General features: G+C 33.7%; 14 protein-coding genes. 6 read left to right on the top strand and 8 right to left on the bottom strand.

The window, feature by feature from the left end; genetic code table 11:
* Window positions 1-28: 28 nt before the first annotated feature.
* From BMZ09_RS09055 to BMZ09_RS09020, 8 genes are all read right to left on the bottom strand, one after another.
* Entirely contained in the window at window positions 29-1,219 is a 1,191-nt protein-coding gene (locus BMZ09_RS09055; RefSeq protein ID WP_090839706.1) for an acetyl-CoA C-acyltransferase, read from the bottom strand.
* Between the two features lie 5 nt (window positions 1,220-1,224).
* A complete protein-coding gene (locus BMZ09_RS09050; RefSeq protein ID WP_090839704.1) occupies window positions 1,225-3,633 on the bottom strand; it encodes a 3-hydroxyacyl-CoA dehydrogenase NAD-binding domain-containing protein in 2,409 nt (802 codons plus the stop codon).
* Between the two features lies 1 nt (window position 3,634).
* A complete protein-coding gene (locus tag BMZ09_RS09045; RefSeq protein ID WP_090839702.1) occupies window positions 3,635-4,090 on the bottom strand; it encodes a MarR family winged helix-turn-helix transcriptional regulator in 456 nt (151 codons plus the stop codon).
* Between the two features lie 119 nt (window positions 4,091-4,209).
* Window positions 4,210-5,982 carry an AMP-dependent synthetase/ligase gene (locus BMZ09_RS09040; protein ID WP_090839700.1) on the bottom strand — a complete coding sequence of 591 codons (1,773 nt, stop codon included), beginning with the start codon at window positions 5,980-5,982 and terminating at the stop codon, window positions 4,210-4,212.
* A 261-nt stretch (window positions 5,983-6,243) separates the two neighbouring features.
* The gene (locus tag BMZ09_RS09035; RefSeq protein WP_090839698.1) at window positions 6,244-7,050 is read right to left on the bottom strand and encodes a helix-turn-helix domain-containing protein; all 807 of its coding nucleotides are present in this window, start codon (window positions 7,048-7,050) and stop codon (window positions 6,244-6,246) included.
* A 74-nt stretch (window positions 7,051-7,124) separates the two neighbouring features.
* The gene (purL, locus tag BMZ09_RS09030; RefSeq protein ID WP_090839696.1) at window positions 7,125-10,820 is read right to left on the bottom strand and encodes a phosphoribosylformylglycinamidine synthase; all 3,696 of its coding nucleotides are present in this window, start codon (window positions 10,818-10,820) and stop codon (window positions 7,125-7,127) included.
* A 163-nt stretch (window positions 10,821-10,983) separates the two neighbouring features.
* A complete protein-coding gene (locus tag BMZ09_RS09025) occupies window positions 10,984-12,822 on the bottom strand; it encodes an endonuclease (protein ID WP_090839694.1) in 1,839 nt (612 codons plus the stop codon).
* Between the two features lie 27 nt (window positions 12,823-12,849).
* A complete protein-coding gene (locus BMZ09_RS09020) occupies window positions 12,850-14,061 on the bottom strand; it encodes an RsmB/NOP family class I SAM-dependent RNA methyltransferase (protein ID WP_090839692.1) in 1,212 nt (403 codons plus the stop codon).
* A gap of 165 nt (window positions 14,062-14,226) precedes the next feature.
* On the opposite strand from BMZ09_RS09020, the gene BMZ09_RS09015 reads away from it, so the two are divergent.
* The 6 genes from BMZ09_RS09015 (at window position 14,227) to BMZ09_RS08990 (ending at window position 18,386) form a co-directional block, all read left to right on the top strand.
* Window positions 14,227-14,805, top strand: coding sequence for an RNA polymerase sigma factor (locus BMZ09_RS09015; RefSeq protein ID WP_090840120.1), 579 nt, complete (start codon window positions 14,227-14,229; stop codon window positions 14,803-14,805).
* Between the two features lie 41 nt (window positions 14,806-14,846).
* Window positions 14,847-15,161, top strand: coding sequence for a hypothetical protein (locus tag BMZ09_RS09010; protein ID WP_090839690.1), 315 nt, complete (start codon window positions 14,847-14,849; stop codon window positions 15,159-15,161).
* 2 nt (window positions 15,162-15,163) lie between these two features.
* Entirely contained in the window at window positions 15,164-15,625 is a 462-nt protein-coding gene (locus BMZ09_RS09005) for a Spy/CpxP family protein refolding chaperone (protein WP_090839688.1), read from the top strand.
* A gap of 138 nt (window positions 15,626-15,763) precedes the next feature.
* Window positions 15,764-16,048, top strand: coding sequence for an EF-hand domain-containing protein (locus BMZ09_RS09000; protein WP_090839687.1), 285 nt, complete (start codon window positions 15,764-15,766; stop codon window positions 16,046-16,048).
* A gap of 33 nt (window positions 16,049-16,081) precedes the next feature.
* Entirely contained in the window at window positions 16,082-17,521 is a 1,440-nt protein-coding gene (locus BMZ09_RS08995) for a CotH kinase family protein (protein WP_090839684.1), read from the top strand.
* 115 nt (window positions 17,522-17,636) lie between these two features.
* The gene (locus BMZ09_RS08990) at window positions 17,637-18,386 is read left to right on the top strand and encodes a hypothetical protein (RefSeq protein ID WP_090839682.1); all 750 of its coding nucleotides are present in this window, start codon (window positions 17,637-17,639) and stop codon (window positions 18,384-18,386) included.
* Window positions 18,387-18,449 lie beyond the last annotated feature (63 nt).

The raw sequence follows: 18,449 nt of genomic DNA, 5'->3' as shown, positions 1-18,449 counted from the left end.
CTCGACCGGACAGAAATCATGTGTTGTATTAATTAAGGAATTCGAATATTCCGCAAGCGCCTTGACCTGTTCCAACACACATGGTAACTGCACCATATTTGCCTTGCATGTCACGCTTACGCATTTCGTCAAAAAGTTGTACAGATAATTTTGCTCCTGTACATCCTAATGGGTGACCCAATGCAATTGCACCACCATTTACGTTAATAATATCTGGGTTAAGACCTAACTCTCTAATTACCGCTAAAGATTGAGAAGCAAAAGCTTCATTTAACTCAATTAAAGATAAATCGTCTTGTTTTAATCCTGCTTGTTTTAGTGCTTTTGGAATAGCTTTTACTGGTCCAATACCCATAATACGAGGCTCAACACCTGCAGCAGCATAGTTTACCATTCTTGCAATTGGCTCTAAACCTAACTCTTTAACCATATCTTCACTCATAACCATTACAAAAGCAGCACCATCACTCATTTGTGACGAGTTACCAGCTGTAACACTTCCTCCAGCAGCAAATACTGCTCTAAGTTTTGCTAAAGCTTCTTTACTTGTTCCTGCACGAGGTCCTTCATCTTTAGTTACTGTGTAAGATTTTGTTGCTTTCTTTCCGTTAGCATCAATGTAAGTTTGTTCTACTTCAATTGGTACTATTTGATCTTGAAAACGATTTTCAGCTTGCGCTCTTAATGCTTTCATATGCGAATTGAATGCAAATTCATCTTGGTCTTCACGAGATACTTTAAACTGTTTTGCAACAGCTTCTGCAGTATTTCCCATTCCCCAATAATAATCTTCATGACCTGCTTTTACGATATCGTAGTTCAATTCTGGTTTAAAACCAGTCATTGGTACGCTACTCATACTTTCTGCTCCACCAGCAATAATACAATCTGCCATTCCAGCTTGTATTTTTGCAGTTGCCATACCAATTGTTTCTACTCCAGAAGAGCAAAAACGGTTTACAGTTACACCAGGAACATCCACAATATCTAATCCCATTAAAGAGATTAAACGTGCCATATTTAATCCTTGAGAACCTTCTGGCATTGCGTTACCAACAATAACATCGTCAATACGCTTTGGGTCTAAACCAGGCAATTCCTTCATCATATACTTGATGGTTTCGGCTGCCAATTCATCTGTTCTTTTAAAACGGAACACGCCTTTTGGTGCTTTACCAACTGCGGTTCTATATGCTTTTACTATATATGCTGTTTTCATTTTTCTTAGTTTCTTAAAGGTTTACCTTTTGTTAACATGTGCTGAATACGCTCTAAAGTTTTACGTTCTGTACATAAACTTAAGAAAGCTTCACGCTCTAAATCCAATAAATATTGTTCTGTTACGCGTGTTGGTTCAGATAAATCTCCACCAGCCATTACGTAAGCTAATTTATTAGCGATTTTCATATCGTGTTCAGAAATGTAGTTAGAGTCTTCCATAGAGTCTGTACCTACCATAAACATTCCTAATGCTTGTTTACCTAAAACTAAAACGTCATCTCTTTTTACTGGTTGTGTGTAACCTGAATTAGCCATTAGCATAGCGTGTTGTTTTGCAACTGCTATTTGACGGTCTTTGTTTACAACCACAACATCTTTTCCTTTTTGCAATAAGTTTAAGTCAAAAGCTTCGTAAGCAGAAGTAGATACTTTAGCCATACCTATAGTTAAGAAATGCTCTTGTAAAACGTTTAATTGTACATCGCCTTTATGGAAAAGGTCTTGCGCTCTTAAAGCCATTTCTTTAGAACCACCACCACCAGGAATAACACCAACACCAAACTCTACAAGTCCCATGTAAGTTTCTGCTGCTGCAACTACTTTATCTGCGTGTAATGATAATTCACATCCACCACCTAAAGCCATTCCGTGAGGAGCAGAGATAGTTGGGATAGAAGAATAACGCATACGCATCATAGAATCTTGGAAATATTTGATAGCCATGTTAAGCTCATCATATTCCTGCTCTGCAGCCATCATGAAAATCATTCCGATGTTTGCACCAACAGAGAAGTTTGCAGCTTGGTTACCAACTACTAAACCAGCAAAATCTTTTTCTGCTAAATCAATAGCTTTATTTAATCCAGCTAAAACGTCTCCACCAATAGTGTTCATTTTAGATTGGAATTCTAGGTTAAGGATTCCGTCTCCGATATCTTCGATAACAACACCAGAGTTTTTAAACACTTCGTTTGTTTTTCTAATATTATCAAGGATAATAAAACTGTCTTGACCAGGTATTTTAGTTTGTTTTTTAGACGCAATATCATAAAAGAAAGAAGCTCCTTCTTTTACAGAATAGAAAGATGTGTTACCAGAAGCAACCATATCGTTAACCCAAGCAGCAGGTTCTAAACCTTCCGCTTTCATTAATTCAATTCCTTTTTCTACTCCAATAGCATCCCAAATTTGAAACGGTCCGTGTTCCCAACCAAAACCAGCTTTCATGGCATCATCAATCTTATAAAGCTCGTCTGAAATTTCAGGAATACGATTAGATACGTAAGCAAATAATGCAGTGAAGCTTTTTCTGTAAAACTCACCTGCTTTATCTTTTCCTTTTACTAATACTTTAAAACGGTCAACTACTTTATCAATCGTTTTCGTTAATTCTAAAGTTGCAAATTTTGCACGTTTAGCAGCACGGTATTCTAGTGTGTTTAAGTCAAGAGATAAAATTTCTTTTTTCCCTTCAGCAGACACCGTTTTTTTATAAAAACCTTGTCCAGTTTTACTTCCTAACCATTTGTTTTCCATCATCGTGTTGATGAAATCTGGTAATTCAAATAACTCTAAACGTTCGTCTTTAGGACAGTTTTCTCTAATTCCGTTTGCCACGTGAACCAAAGTATCTAAACCAACAACATCAACCGTACGGAAAGTTGCCGATTTTGGACGACCAATAACTGGTCCTGATAATTTATCTACTTCCTCAATAGTTAAATCTAAATCTTTAACTGCGTGAAATAAACTTTGGATACTAAAAATACCAACTCTGTTTCCGATAAAAGCAGGCGTATCTTTAGCAATAACAGATGTTTTTCCTAAGAATTTTTCGCCATATTCATTTAAAAATTCTAAAACAGAAGGATCTGTTTTTGGTCCAGGAATGATTTCGAATAATTTTAAGTAACGTGCAGGGTTAAAGAAGTGCGTTCCGCAGAAATGCTTCTGGAAATCTTCACTACGACCTTCACTCATAAAATTAATAGGGATTCCAGACGTGTTAGACGTAATTAACGTACCTGGAGTTCTGTATTTTTCTAAGTTTTCAAACACCATTTTTTTGATGTCTAATCTTTCAACTACAACTTCCATAATCCAATCTACATCTGCGACTTTTGCAATGTCATCTTCTAGGTTTCCTGTAGTGATACGACTAGCAAAAGCCTGACTGTAAATAGGTGATGGTTTAGATTTTAAAGATGCAGTTAAAGCATCGTTTACTAATCTGTTTCTTACGACTTTGTCTTCTAAAGTAAAACCTTTAGCTTTCTCTTTGTCGTTTAGTTCTCTAGGAACAATGTCTAATAGTAATACATTTACACCAATATTGGCGAAGTGACAAGCGATACCTGATCCCATGATTCCGGAACCAATAATCGCAACTTTTTTAATTCTACGTTTGCTCATATTATTTTAAAATGTGTTCTTTTTGATTGTATATTTTTTTGTTTGAAATCAATTCGTTGATAGTATCAGAAACTTCAAAAAAGTGTTTTAGCTTTTCTTCAGAAATATGATTTTTAATGGCGTCATTAAAAACTAATACACGCTCTTTAGCATCTTGACGTTTTTGTTTTCCAAACTCTGTTAAATAGATTAGTACACCGCGTCCATCATTTGGATTTGGTTTACGCACTATTAAATTTAATTCTTCCATGCGTTTTAAAATACGAGACAAACTAGTTGCTTCCATTCCCATTATAGGACCTAATGAAGTAGAAGGGGTTCCTTCTTCTTGATCAATACTTAACAAAGTAAAACCAGTAGCCATTGTAGTCCCAAATTTAGCAGCCTCCTCATTATACATTTTGTTGACAGCTAACCACGTGGTTCTAAGCATGTAGTCTATGGTTTTGTCCTTCATATTTTAAACATAATTATTTAGTGATATTGTAAAGATAGTAAAAATTTATTATGCACGCATAGTAAATTTAAAATTAGTGCATAAAAAAAGCTATCTAAATTTAGATAGCTTTTGAAAGTTTAACTTCTGTATATTTTATCATAAAGGTCTTGATAGATGCCTTTAATGATATCCCGTTTCATTTTTAATGTTGGTGTTAAATGTCCACCATCAATAGACCAAACATCTGGCGTTAGTTCAAAACGTTTAATACGTTCCCATTTTCCAAAGTGCGAATTGCAGTCGTCTATTTCTTCTTGTATTCTATCAATTACTATTTGAGAGCTAATAATGGCTTGTGGATTTTTTTCAATATTTAACGCTTTTCTTTGGATCCATTCTTCAATAAATTCAAAGTTAGGCTGAATAATAGCAGCTGGCATTTTTTCGCCTTCACCAACAACCATGATTTGCTCTATAAATCTTGATTGTTTTAATTCGTTTTCTAAAAGTGTCGGAATTACATATTTACCACCAGAAGTTTTAAACATTTCTTTTTTACGCCCTGTGATTTTTAAGAATCCGTCAGCATCAATTTCTCCTTTATCTCCTGTATGAAAATAGTCACCAGTCATTACGCTAGCTGTTTTTTCAGGATCGTTAAAGTATCCTAACATGACGTTTCTACCTTTTATAAGTAATTCGCCATCTTCAGCTATCTTAACATCTACACCGTCAATAGGTTTTCCAACCGTACCAACTCTAAACATATTGTTAGCATATTGACCAACAGATACCACTGGAGATGTTTCTGTTAAACCATAACCTTCCATGACTTGCATTCCAGCAGCACAAAAAATACGTGTTAATCTTGGTTGCAATGCAGCGCTACCAGAAACCATAGTTGTTAATTCGCCTCCAAGTGCATCTCTCCATTTACTAAAAATCAGCTTGTTGGCTATTTTTAATTGAAACTCATACCAAGCTCCATTTTCACCATAGGGTTTCCATTGCTCTCCAAGTTTAATGGCCCACATAAATAATCCTTTTTTGATACCAGTTAATTCGGCACCTTTAGCATATATTTTGTCGTATACTTTTTCTAATAGCCTTGGGACGACACTCATTAAATTAGGTTTAATTTCTTGAGCATTTTCTCCAATTTTATCAATGCCTTCTGCATAATAAATAGAAACACCGGCGTGTTGGTATAGGTATATAAGTACACGTTCAAATACGTGACAAATTGGTAAAAAGCTTAGTATTCTTGGGTTTTCGTGTGCTAAAGGCAAGCGTGGTACACTACTTAGTACGTTACTTGTAATATTGTCATGCGATAACATTACACCTTTAGGTTTTCCTGTTGTTCCTGATGTATATATAATTGTAGCTAAGTCATTAGGCTTAACACTATCCATTCTTTTTTGAACTTCTACTTGATTGGCAGTGTCTTTTCCTAATTCAAATAATTCAGAGTAATGTTTACAACCTTCTATATGGTCAAAACTATACACCTCTTTTAATTGGGTCTTAGCTCTAACTTTGTTTACTTTTTCTAATACGCCTGCATCAGAAACAAAACAATAGGTAGATCCACTGTGGTTTAAGATATATTCATAATCTTCAGCAGATATGGTAGGATAAATTGGTACGTTTTGAGCTCCTAACTGCAGGATACCAATGTCCATAATATTCCACTCTGTTCTGTTATTTGTAGAAATTACAGCAATTTTTTCATCTTTATTGACCCCTAATTTTAGTAAAGCTCTACTTACAGCATTAGCTTTGTCCAAATATTCTTGGGTTGATGTTTTTTCCCACACACCATCTTTTTTAGTTACTAAAGCAGCATCTAAATTATGTTTTTCTTGTTGGTAATAAGGGAAATCAAAAAGGCGAGTAATTTCTATCATCTGATATATTGCGAAGTTAATAAGTATTGCAAAGTATGAAAATTAAATTCTAATTCAAACAGTTGCAAAAAAAAGGAGCCGTAATTAAACAGCTCCTAAGCTAACTGATTGATAGCGTGAATACATGCTTTTTGATTTTTATTTAATAACTAACTATGTTTAAATGAATCCCTTAACTTTCATTTAAATTAAATAAAATGCACAAATTCTAAGCTAAATTATGTAAAATCTAACGAAATTAATTGTAAATAATCGTAAAAATTATTCTTTTAAATAATTACTTAAAAATTTATTTTCGGTTTTAAAGTAGTCTGCGGGCTTTAAATTCATAAAAAGCTTGAAGTCTTTAGAAAAGTGAGAAAAATCGTAATAAGCGTAGTAATCTATTAATTGAGAGATGGTTGCTTTGTTAGATTCGTACTGTCTCATTAAGCATAAAAACTTATATAATTTAATGAATTTTAAAGGGGTTAAACCTATTATTTTTTTGAACTGAATTTCTAAGTTTTTTTGAGAAATAGGAAAGATCTTTAATAATTCTTCCACATTAATAATACCTTCTCTTTCATAAATTACTTTGATCACTTCGTCTACTAGTATGGTGTTTTTACTTTCGTAAATATCCAATTTAGCAAGTTGATTTTCAATTTTAGAGGCTAGCGCTTCTCCTTTTAAGTTTTCTTTAAAAATAGGATTAAGTAAACTATATAAAGGACTGTCTACCTTTGAAAGGTCGATATGTTTATCTGTAAATTTAGAGATGTCTGTCTTTAATAATTTATAAAGTGCAGTAGGGTGGAAGCTAATACCAAAATTAAAATAAGGTTTTATAGCTTTTAAGGTGTATGATTTATACGACTGGCCTAAGACTATTAACCCCAAACTTTTATAGGTAATACTTTTAAAATTTGTTTCTATACCTTCCTCTGAGTCCACAAATATAATATGTGACTGTGCGGTTGGTATTATTTTTGAACTTAGCGGTATACTAGTTTCCGCGACGTTAAGCTCATAAAAATTTTGAACTAACTGGTTAGTGTTAGCACTTTTTATGTATCTAAAATTCATTAATAGCTTTTTGTACTGAATTATTACACCATAAACTTATGAAATTACTTACAGTTTATGGTGTAATTTTTTTATTATTTATTAATTATCCATTCTTTAGCGTTAACAAATGCCTCAATCCAAGGAGAGACGTCGTCTGTTCTGTTTTCTGGATAATTTGCCCAATTCCATTGGAATGTAGAACGCTCGATATGCGGCATCATAACAAGGTGACGTCCAGTTTTATCACACAACATGGCAGTATTAAAGTCTGAGCCATTAGGATTTGATGGGTAGCTATCATAACCATATTTGGCAACAATATTATAATCTTGCTCTGATTTTGGCAAGTTAAATTTACCTTCTCCGTGACTTATCCAAACCCCTAAAGTAGTGTCTTTTAAAGAAGAAAGCATTACAGAATTATTGTCTTGAACGGTTACTGATGTAAACGCACTTTCGTGTTTCTTAGAGTCGTTATGGTGCATCTTTCCATGTACATCATGCTCAGGATTAATTAGCTCTAATTCCATAAAGAGCTGACAACCATTGCAAATACCAACAGATAAAGTGTCTTCTCTTTTAAAGAAGTTATTTATTACCTTATTAGCGTTATCGTTATATTTTATTGCTCCAGCCCAACCTTTTGCAGATCCTAAAACATCACTATTAGAAAACCCACCAACAGCACCTAAAAACTGAATATCTTCCAATGTTTCGCGACCAGATATTAAATCTGTCATGTGTACATCTTTAACATCAAAGCCAGCTAAATACATAGCATTTGCCATTTCGCGTTCAGAATTACTTCCTTTTTCACGTAAAATTGCAGCTTTAGGTCTTGGTTTTGTAGTGTCTATACTTGGTAGTTTTCCTGTAAAATGTTCAGGGAACTTATAATCTAAAGGTTGATTTTTGAAATTATCAAAACGTGTTTTTGCTAAGCCATTTGCTGTTTGCTTTTGGTCTAACAAAAAAGATGTTTTATACCATGTATCTCTTAATTTAGAGATAGTCATAGATAATTTTTCTGTTCCGTTTGTAATATTTAAAGTGTCACCAGTTGTTACTTTACCAATGTTATAAAAAGTGATATTAGCATCAGAAAGTACTTTTTCTATCGTGGTATCTTTAGATTGAAAAACAATACCAGAATTTTCAGCAAATAGTACTTTACAAGAATCTTTCTCGTTTAAAGCAGTAATGTCTAAAGTGGCACCTAAATTAGTGTCAGCAAAACATAATTCTAATAAAGTTGTAATTAAACCACCGGAAGCCACATCATGACCAGCAATAATTTGATTGTCTTTTATTAGTTGTTGTATTGTATTAAATACTGTTTTTACATATTTAGCATCCTTAGTATTAGGAGTGCTGTTTCCTATTTTATTAAGTGTTTGTGCAAAACTACTACCACCTAATTTAAAATCGTCTTGAGATATGTTTATGTAATAAATGTCTCCACCGTTATTTTTAAGAACAGGTTCGATTACATTTTTTATATTGTTACAATTTGCTGCTGCAGAAATAATTACCGTCCCTGGAGAAATAACTTCTTCATTTTGGTATTTCTGTTTCATTGATAACGAATCTTTTCCTGTTGGAACATTGATTCCTAAGTCAATAGCGTATTCCGAAATAGCTTTAACTGCTTCATATAAACGTGCGTCTTCACCTTCGTTTTTACAAGGCCACATCCAGTTAGCGGATAATGAAACTGATTCTAACCCATCTTTTAATGGTGCCCAAATAATATTAGTTAAAGCTTCTGTGATACTGTTTCTACTTCCAGCAACAGGGTTAATTAAACCAGAAATGGGAGAATGCCCAATTGAGGTTGCAATTCCTTCTACACCTTTATAATCTAAAGCCATTACACCTAGATTATTAAGTGGTATTTGTAATGGTCCAACACATTGTTGTTTGGCAACTTTACCACCAACACAACGGTCTACTTTGTTTGTTAACCAGTCTTTACAAGCTACAGCTTCTAATTGTAATACTTGGTCTAGGTAGCTATGAAATTGGTTAGGAGTATACTCTAAATTACCATAATCTCTGGCAACCGTAGTATCCGTCATTATAGTTTTTGGAGAACTTCCAAACATATCCTCTAAAGCTAAATCCATAGGTTTATCACCTTTTGTTTTAGATTGGAATGTAAATCTGTGATTTTCTGTTACGTCACCTACGGTATACATTGGAGAACGTTCTCTGTCTGCAATTCTATTTAAGTGCTCTAAATGCTTTTCTGCAATAACTAGTCCCATACGTTCTTGAGACTCATTACCAATAATTTCTTTTGCAGATAAGGTTGGGTCTCCAACAGGTAAGGCATCTAAATCAATAGTTCCTCCGGTATCTTCCACTAATTCTGATAAACAGTTTAAGTGTCCACCTGCACCATGATCATGTATAGAAACAATAAAGTTTTCTTCACTTTCTACCATTCCACGTACAGCATTGGCAGCACGTTTCTGCATTTCTGGGTTTGAACGTTGTACAGCATTAAGTTCAATCCCTGACGCAAACTCTCCAGTGTCTGCAGAAGATACTGCAGCACCACCCATACCAATACGGTAGTTTTCTCCTCCTAATATTACTATTTTATCACCTTTTTTAGGCGTGTCTTTTAATGCTTGGTCTGCTTTACCATATCCAATACCACCAGCTTGCATGATTACTTTATCGTAACCTAATTTACGTTGAGATCCTTTGACAGCATTAGGTTTGGCATCTTTAGTTTCGTCATGCTCAAAAGTTAGTACGGAACCACAGATAAGTGGTTGTCCAAATTTGTTTCCAAAATCCGAAGCACCATTACTAGCTTTAATTAAAATATCCATTGGTGTTTGGTATAACCAAGGACGTGCGTCCATAGCTTGTTCCCAAGGTCTGTTATCTTCTAATCTAGAGTAAGAAGTCATGTAAACAGCTGTTCCAGCTAAAGGTAAAGATCCCTTTCCTCCAGCAAGTCTGTCTCTAATTTCTCCTCCAGAACCTGTTGCAGCACCATTAAAAGGTTCTACAGTGGTTGGGAAGTTATGTGTTTCCGCTTTAAGCGAAATAACAGAATCGTAATCTGTTTTTGTGTAATAATCAGGTACATCAGCTCGTTTTGGTGCAAATTGCTCCACTTTTGGACCTTTTATAAAAGCGACATTATCTTTATAAGCAGAAACAATAGTGTTTGGATGTTGCTTTGCTGTTTCTTTAATTAATTTAAAAAGAGATGTTGGTTTTTCTTCACCATCAATTATAAATGTTCCATTAAAGATTTTGTGACGACAATGTTCTGAGTTTACCTGAGAGAATCCAAATACTTCAGAGTCTGTTAATGGTCGTCCTATTTTTTTAGAAACACCATCTAAATAAGCGATTTCCTCATCGTTTAGCGCTAAACCTTCTTGTTGGTTATATGCTGAGATATCATCGATATTTAAGATAGGCTCTGGCTGAATATTAATAGTAAATGACTCTTGAGTTAAGGTACTATATTTTTCAGAAATCATAGGGTCAAAACCTTTAAAATCTTTGCTTGAAGCTTCAAATTCTTCAATTCTGATGATGCCTTCAATACCCATGTTTTGGGTGATTTCCACAGCATTAGTACTCCAAGGTGTAATCATAGCAGCTCTTGGGCCAACAAAAAAAGCATCTAACGATGCTTGTTCTATTTTTGGTTGGTCGCCAAATAACCATGTCAACTTTGAGATGGTTTGAGTTGATAATTCTTTTGTTGCTTGAACAGCAAAGACTTTACTGTTTTGGTTTCCGAAGAAATGAATCATTATGTTTTTAGTTTGAGTGTTGTTTTTTATAAAGAAACAAATTTAGGTTTTTTAGTGCTAATTGTAGGTAATATTTCTTGCTTAATTTAAGAGTTATTCACTAGGTTTTTAACAAAAAAAAAGCGACTCATTTCTGAGTCGCTTTTTTAAAGAAATTAAAAAATTAATTTTTAATTATTTTTTTTGTGATCGTTCCATTAGCAGACTCTAATTTCATGATGTAAACACCTTTACTAAGACGCGATACATTTGCTTCTTTGTTAGTTGGTGTAACATTACCAGTTATGATGCTTTTTCCTAAGATATCGTAAATCTCAAAACGTGTGTCTTGTTTTACTTCAATATTTAAAAGCGATCCATTTAATGGATTTGGATAGATTTTAGTTTGATTTAAATCAAATTCTGGTGTACTTAATGTTTCGTAACACGTCCAAAATAAATTGTCAATTGCAACTCTTGCTCCGCTAGAGTCACTATCATCTTGAATTACTACTGTAATGTTTCCTTCAGTATTAATACCAGAAACGGTAGCTGTTTGCACAGTTGCGTCATAAGTTACATCTCCTTTTAAAACACCATTTACATAAATGTTAAGCGTCCCTCCTGAACCAGAAAACACTTGTTGCGTTGTTAATGTAAGATCTGCAATACCTCCTGCTATTAGTGGTGAAGTTAATGTACCTGCACTATTAGTTCTCATGTCAATTACTATTGCTCTAGATCCGTTTATGTTTTGGTCTGTTCTAGCTCTAGTTGCATTCCATTCTCCGTAGCTATCTGTCCAAGTTCTTGAAGAGTATGAGCTACTGTTTGCAGGCATTAATTCAAAATCTTGTTCGACAGGGTTAACACAACTTGTTCCAGCAGGTGTCCCTGCTAATGTTGTAGCAGTATCTGATGTACTTTGTGCTGATGAGTTATTGGCTGCATCTTTAGCTAAAACGGTAAAGACATATGTAGTTTCAGGGTTTAATCCTGTAACTGTAAATGTAGTTGCTGTTCCGTTAGTTGATGTGTATAAAACACCATCTACGTATATAATATAGGTTACAACCGCAGTATCATCTGTAGAAGCCGTCCAAGTTAAATCAACAGTATCTTCTGTTGGATTACTTGCAACTAATCCTGTAGGAACTGTTGGCGCTTCTGTATCTGCTTCAGGTTGTTCTCCCCATCTGTTTTCTGCAGGAGTACCTCCCCAAATAACAGTTGCTAAATATGGATTGTCAATAAAAGGGTTACGGTTACCTTGTGCATATGTATTAGATAAATCACCATGGTAAGCGTTTCTGTTATCTTCAATTAAAGACACAGGATCTTCAGCATTCCACTCTAACAATAAATCAATCATGTTAGGGTCAATACTGTTAGTTGCTCCTGAAACAGCAAAATAAGGTAGACATTGTGTACCATATCTAGCGTACATGTACATAATTATTCTTGCAGCATCACCTTTATACTCATCTCCAGCATACCATAAGCTAGAGCTAGTACTTGTGTTTCCTGCATTACCAGATCCCGCAGCAAATTTTTTGTTTCCACGATCAGAGTTCATTTGTACGTCAGACGGTCTTAAGTTGTGTCCGTCCGCATATGGAGGTCCAGATGTACCAGAACTGTTTAAACTAGGATTAGCTAAAGAGTTTGGAAATACATGTTCTCTGTTCCAATCTCCGTTACCACCACCGTTTAAATTTTTATTTCTAGATCTATCAGTTACACCGTTTCCGTCTGTATCGCTATATCCGTAAAATAAAATAACATTGTTTGGGTTGTCAATATCCTCATCAGTTACTTTACTAGCTTCCCAGATTCCTGGTGTGTAACTTAAAGCATTAGTATGATTTGCAGCTGTAGTTGCCGCTAAATCATCAAACAAATCTAATTGTGTTTTTGTAAAGTCAACCCCATTGTAATAAGCTTGAAGCTCAGTCGGTGGTGTTAGTTGTGCATAACTTAATGCAGAGATTAAAAATGAAAAAAGTAAGTAAAAGTGTTTCATAGTAGTTGTGTTTAAATATAATTGTAATTATTTTCTTTCTAATAAAGCCATATAAAAGCCATCAAAACCAGATTGATGAGATAAAATTTTCTTGTCTTTTACTAAAGAAAATTCTTTTCCGTTATCTGAAGCTAGAAATTTAGCAACTTGTTCTTGATTTTCAGAAGGTAAGATAGAGCATGTCGCATACACTAATTTACCACCAGATTTAACCATTCTTGAGTAGCTATTTAAAATTTCGGCTTGTGTTTCCTTGATTTTTTCAATAAATTCAGGTTGCATTTTCCATTTCGCATCAGGGTTTCTTCTTAATACACCTAATCCAGAACAGGGCGCATCAATTAATACACGATCCGCTTGATCGTATAATTTTTTGATAACCTTTGTGGAGTCAATATGTCTTGGCTCGATATTATGCGCGCCAGCTCTTTTTGCACGACGCTTTAGTTCTTTTAATTTATTAGCATAAATATCTAAAGCTATAATTTGACCTTTGTTTTCCATTATAGATGCAAGGTGTAGTGTTTTACCACCAGCACCAGCACATGTGTCAACCACACGCATTCCTGGTTCTACCTCTAAGTATTCAGCAACTAATTGAGACGATCCATCTTGAACTTCAAAATGTCCTTTTTGAAACATATCTGTTGTAAACACATTGGCACGCTCGACAAGTTTTAAAGCATTAACATGCTTTGGTACTTCTTCAGTTTCAATATCTAAATCGAATAATTCTTCTTTTAATTTCTCTTTAGTCGTTTTAAGAGTGTTTACTCTTAGGACAACATCAGCTTGTTGGTTTAAAGCAGTTGCTTCTTTAGACCATATTTTTTCACCTAATTCTTTTTCGGCTAACGCATCCATCCAATCTGGAAAAGATTCTTTAATCTTTCTAGTCTTAGATAACTCGTCAAAACGACCTTTAATTTTTCTTGTTGGTGTATTTTCAAAATACTTCCAGTCGGGAAGTGTAATTCCTTTTAAAGTAGCCCAAACCGCAAACATACGCCAGATTTCGTCTCTGTTAAATGGTTCTTTTACTTCAGCAATTTCTGCATAAAGACGTTTCCAACGTACTATATCGTAAGTAGTTTCGGCAACAAAACCTCTGTCACGACTTCCCCAACGTTTGTCACGTTTAAGTAATTGTTGTACAACTTTATCAGCATAATGACCTTCGTTAAAGATTAATAATAACCCATCAACGGTAGCAAAGCATAAATTTTTGTGTAAGCGCATTTTTTTGTATTTAATAACGTGCAAAGTTACTTAAATAACACTAATTTTTGATGCTTTTTTGTATTAAGATATATAGTTTTACCTTTTGAAAAAATATTTTTAAAATAAACGCAAGTTTTTTAAAACTTATGCATCTAAATATAGTTAACACAATAATTGCCTTTTTTGACCGAAACTGAATTTATAGAACAACTTAAAAACCAAACAAGTGCTGCTTATGGTAAGCTTTTGGACGATTTCCAACAAAAGGTGTTTGGGACGTGCTTGTCGTTTGTGCCCAATAAACAGGATGCAGAGGATATTGCGCAGGAGGTGTTTGTAGAAGTTTTTAATTCTATAAATAAATTTAAAGGACAGTCTAAATTGTCTACTTGGATTTATAGAATAGCAACTAATAAATGTTTAGAGTTTATCAGGAAGGGGAAAGCTAAGAAACGTTTTGCCTTTTTACAATCCCTATCAGGAAACGATTATAACTTAGATAAAGCTAGTTATTTTACAGAGATTAATCATCCTGGATTAGTAATGGAGCAAAAAGAAACTAGCGAAACCTTGTTTTTAGCAATTAATAAACTGCCAGAAGCACAGCGTATTGTTTTTACATTAAATAAAATTGATGATAAAAGCTATAAAGAAATAAGCGAAATAACAAAAAAGAGTATTGGCTCTATCGAGTCTTTATTGTTTAGAGCTAAAAAGAATTTACAAATTATTTTAAAAGAATTTTATAAAAACCATAATTAGACGCAAGTTTTTTGAAAATAAAACATCTAAAACTAAGAATTATGAAAACAAATACAAACATACAAGATAAAATAGATCAGACTATTAACGCTGCCCAAAGTATCGACGCGGTTACTGTCTCTCCTTTTTTTAAAGATAAAACAATGCAACGCTTATTTACTGAAAAAGAAGTAGCATCTAAGTCATGGTATTGGTTTACGCCACAGTTACAGTTGGCAACATTGGTTTGCGTGGTTGTTTTAAATGTATACGCAATACAACAAATAAAAAGCACAAAATATAATGAAGCTATTTCTAGTTTTGCCTCAGATTACGGGTTAAACTCAAATACAGAGGGCTCATTAATCAATTTATAATCATGAAAAAAAATACAGTTTTATATCTTTTATTAATTGTACTAATTATAATGAATGGTTTTTTTCTATTCAATTATATTGGACGTCCTGGTCAGAATGGTCCAAAAGAGTCGGGTAATTTTATTGCTAAAGAGTTAAAGTTTGACGACGCGCAGTTAGAACAGTTTAAAAGTTTAGAGATTAAGCATCATAAGGTTATGCGTGCTGTAGGAGATGAAATTAAATCGTTAAAAGATCAACTGTTTGATAACATCACTGCAGCCTCCGTAAATCAACAGGACATAAATAATTTAACAACGTCCATAGCTGGTAAAGTTGTTTTAAAGGAAAATGAATTGTTTAAAAGGCTAAGAGGTATTTACCAGTTGTGTGATGACACTCAAAAAGAGCAGTTTAAAAGTATTATAACAAAAGCACGACGATTTGATATGCCTGGTCCAGAACATCCGAGTAGATCAGAGTAGTACAAAACCTAGATAATTAATAGTATAAAGACCTTCAGTAATATGAAGGTCTTTTTTTTGTGTTTTGTTTAACATAACTAAGCACAAGTTATTTTAAAACTAGACATCTAAATACCATAACAAATAAAATATTTAGATATGAAAAAGAACATATTAAGTACAGCGGTATTAGTTTTTGGATTAACAGTATTAAATGTAAATAGTGTTAACGCACAATCTAATGATAGACAGAAAAAAGAACCGCCAACATTTAGTCAGTTATTAGAAGAAATGGATAAGGACGAGGATGGTAAATTATCTAAAGCAGAAATCAAAGGACCTTTAAAGAATGATTTTGATAAAATTGATACAGATGAAGATGGATTTATTTCTGAAGCCGAATTTAAAAAAGCGCCTAAACCAGAAAGAAAATCACGTAACTAATTTTTTTACCATAACCACTTTACCAAAGAAAATATGAAATACATTAAAAGCAAATTAAATCTATTAGTAGTCGCAGTAGTATTTAGTATAACATTAGTAACCTTTAGCTCTTGTAATAACGATGATGATGTCGTAACGACTACAGAAGAAGAAGGTGAAGTTGTTGTAGATACTGACGATTCTGATTTTGAAACCACAGATTGGACAGCAGAAACGCATAGTAAAGATGCCGATGCAAATTTTGATGAAGTTTTTGAAGATAATGCAGTAAAACGATTGGATATTGTTGTTACAGAAGCACGTTGGCAAAGTATGTTGGATGATATGACAAATCTTTACGGAACATTTGGCGCTGGCGCTGGAGGACCTGGTGGCGGTCTAACCGAGACAGATGAAGATCCAATTTTTGTGCCGGCAGAAGTATTTTATAATGGTAAAGAATGGTACCGTGTTGGTGTAAGATTTAAAGGGAATTCTAGCTTACAAACTAGCTGGCAAAATGGGATTTTAAAATTATCTTTTAAATTAGATTTTGACGAGTTTGAAGATGATTATCCGCAAATAGATAACCAACGTTTTTATGGCTTTAAAAAATTAAGTCTTAAAAATAACTTTGACGACAAGTCTATGTTACGTGAAAAAGTAGCAACAGATGTTTTCAGAAATGCAGGATTAGTAGCATCACATACCGCATTTTATACAGTGTATGTAGATCATGGAGATGGACCACAGTATTTTGGAGTTTATACTATGGTGGAAGAAGTGGATGATACGGTTTTAGATACACAGTTTTCTGATGACGATGGTAATTTATACAAGCCAGATGGTGATGCCGCAAGTTTTGCGTTGGGCTCTTATAATGAAAGCGAATACGTTAAAAAAACAAACGAAGATGAAGGCGATTTTGATGATGTTGCTAGTTTATTAGCTATCGTAAATGATGGGTCTAGAACATCTGACCCTGCGACTTGGAGAACAAACCTAGATGCTGTATTAGATACGGATGTGTTTTTAAAATACTTAGCAGTAAATACAGTGGTTCAAAACTGGGATACGTATGGTAGAATGACACACAATTATTTTTTATACAATAATCCGGATACTAGTAAATTAACATGGATTCCTTGGGATAATAATGAAGCCTTACAAACAGGGAAAATGGGAGGGTCTTTACCACTAGATTTTTCCGGACTAAATAGTACTGAATGGCCATTAATTGGCTATTTGTATCAAGATGCAGTATATAAAACACAATATGATACATATGTACAAGAAGTGGTGGATGATGCCTTTAGTATCAGCACAATGCAATCTTTGTATGCAACTTATGCAGCTTTAATTGAGCCTTATGCAGCATCGGAAGTTGCAGGGTATAGCTTTTTAGAAAATAGTTCAGACTTTCAAAATGCAGTTAACGAGTTGAATACACATGTTACATCGCGAGCTGCAGCAGTTAGTGATTATTTAGATTAAATATAAAATGATAAGTTTTGGTTGATTGGTAGTTAAAGGCTTCATGAGGTAAAACTCAAGAGGCCTTTTCTCTTTTAATTAGGATGAGTTAATAACTTTTAAAACATAAATAATAATGAAAGTATTCAGGAAAATTAGACTTTCATTAGTCTTCTCAGGAAAAACAAAGAGTTATCTAGTGTATGCTTTAGGAGAGATACTGTTAATTGTTATTGGAATATTAATAGCGTGGAAGATTAATAGTATGAATGAAATAAGAAAAAATAGGATTGTAGAATTAAAAATATATCAAACGCTAAATGAGGAATTAGATGCTAATCTGACACTATTAGACTCGTCGATTGACAGATACACCTTAGATGTGAAAAATATTAATCAGACTATTAAAAGTATTGGTTTAGAGAAAGAACAATTAACAGATAAAATTAAAAAAGCTATTGTAGAAGTTAATTATAAACCAACTCAACTTCATAATGGGGCAGTAAACTCGATTAATAGTACTAATAAATTTGAGTTTATAGAAAGTGTTTTATTAAAAGATCTAATTGCTAGCTATCCAAATGAGCTTGATAGTTTTGAAAGTCAGGAAAATAAAATCGAAAATATAATTATTAATCGCTTACAACCAGCGATCGAATCTCACATATCCTTAATAGATATTATATCGGAGCGAGGTTTAAGTTATAAAAAAACTAAAACGTTTACTAGAACCTCTAATTATATGGATCTTTTAAATAGTCGTGCTTATCAAAATGCTCTGGTAGATAGACTTTTGCAGACCGAAAACCAACTATTAAATAGTAAGATTTTAAGAGTAAAAACACAGACGATGTCTTATAAGTTAAATAAGGAGATAGATAATTAGATTTAAAGTATAACGCTAGCGCAAGTTTTGATTAGATAAGTCATCTAAAGAATAGTTCAATTA

Source organism: Olleya namhaensis, from assembly GCF_900114005.1.
Taxonomy (GTDB): domain Bacteria; phylum Bacteroidota; class Bacteroidia; order Flavobacteriales; family Flavobacteriaceae; genus Olleya; species Olleya namhaensis.
Note: the sequence above shows the minus strand (reverse complement) of the source record. Positions and strands in the feature narration are given on the sequence as shown.

What these genes read in the sequence shown, in the direction of transcription:
- BMZ09_RS09055 (WP_090839706.1), bottom strand. Translation starts at nt 1,219, where the DNA reads ATGAAAACAGCATATATAGTAAAAGCATATAGAACCGCAGTTGGTAAA.
- BMZ09_RS09050 (WP_090839704.1), bottom strand. Translation starts at nt 3,633, where the DNA reads ATGAGCAAACGTAGAATTAAAAAAGTTGCGATTATTGGTTCCGGAATC.
- BMZ09_RS09045 (WP_090839702.1), bottom strand. Translation starts at nt 4,090, where the DNA reads ATGAAGGACAAAACCATAGACTACATGCTTAGAACCACGTGGTTAGCT.
- BMZ09_RS09040 (WP_090839700.1), bottom strand. Translation starts at nt 5,982, where the DNA reads ATGATAGAAATTACTCGCCTTTTTGATTTCCCTTATTACCAACAAGAA.
- BMZ09_RS09035 (WP_090839698.1), bottom strand. Translation starts at nt 7,050, where the DNA reads ATGAATTTTAGATACATAAAAAGTGCTAACACTAACCAGTTAGTTCAA.
- purL (WP_090839696.1), bottom strand. Translation starts at nt 10,820, where the DNA reads ATGATTCATTTCTTCGGAAACCAAAACAGTAAAGTCTTTGCTGTTCAA.
- BMZ09_RS09025 (WP_090839694.1), bottom strand. Translation starts at nt 12,822, where the DNA reads ATGAAACACTTTTACTTACTTTTTTCATTTTTAATCTCTGCATTAAGT.
- BMZ09_RS09020 (WP_090839692.1), bottom strand. Translation starts at nt 14,061, where the DNA reads ATGCGCTTACACAAAAATTTATGCTTTGCTACCGTTGATGGGTTATTA.
- BMZ09_RS09010 (WP_090839690.1), top strand. Translation starts at nt 14,847, where the DNA reads ATGAAAACAAATACAAACATACAAGATAAAATAGATCAGACTATTAAC.
- BMZ09_RS09005 (WP_090839688.1), top strand. Translation starts at nt 15,164, where the DNA reads ATGAAAAAAAATACAGTTTTATATCTTTTATTAATTGTACTAATTATA.
- BMZ09_RS09000 (WP_090839687.1), top strand. Translation starts at nt 15,764, where the DNA reads ATGAAAAAGAACATATTAAGTACAGCGGTATTAGTTTTTGGATTAACA.
- BMZ09_RS08995 (WP_090839684.1), top strand. Translation starts at nt 16,082, where the DNA reads ATGAAATACATTAAAAGCAAATTAAATCTATTAGTAGTCGCAGTAGTA.
- BMZ09_RS08990 (WP_090839682.1), top strand. Translation starts at nt 17,637, where the DNA reads ATGAAAGTATTCAGGAAAATTAGACTTTCATTAGTCTTCTCAGGAAAA.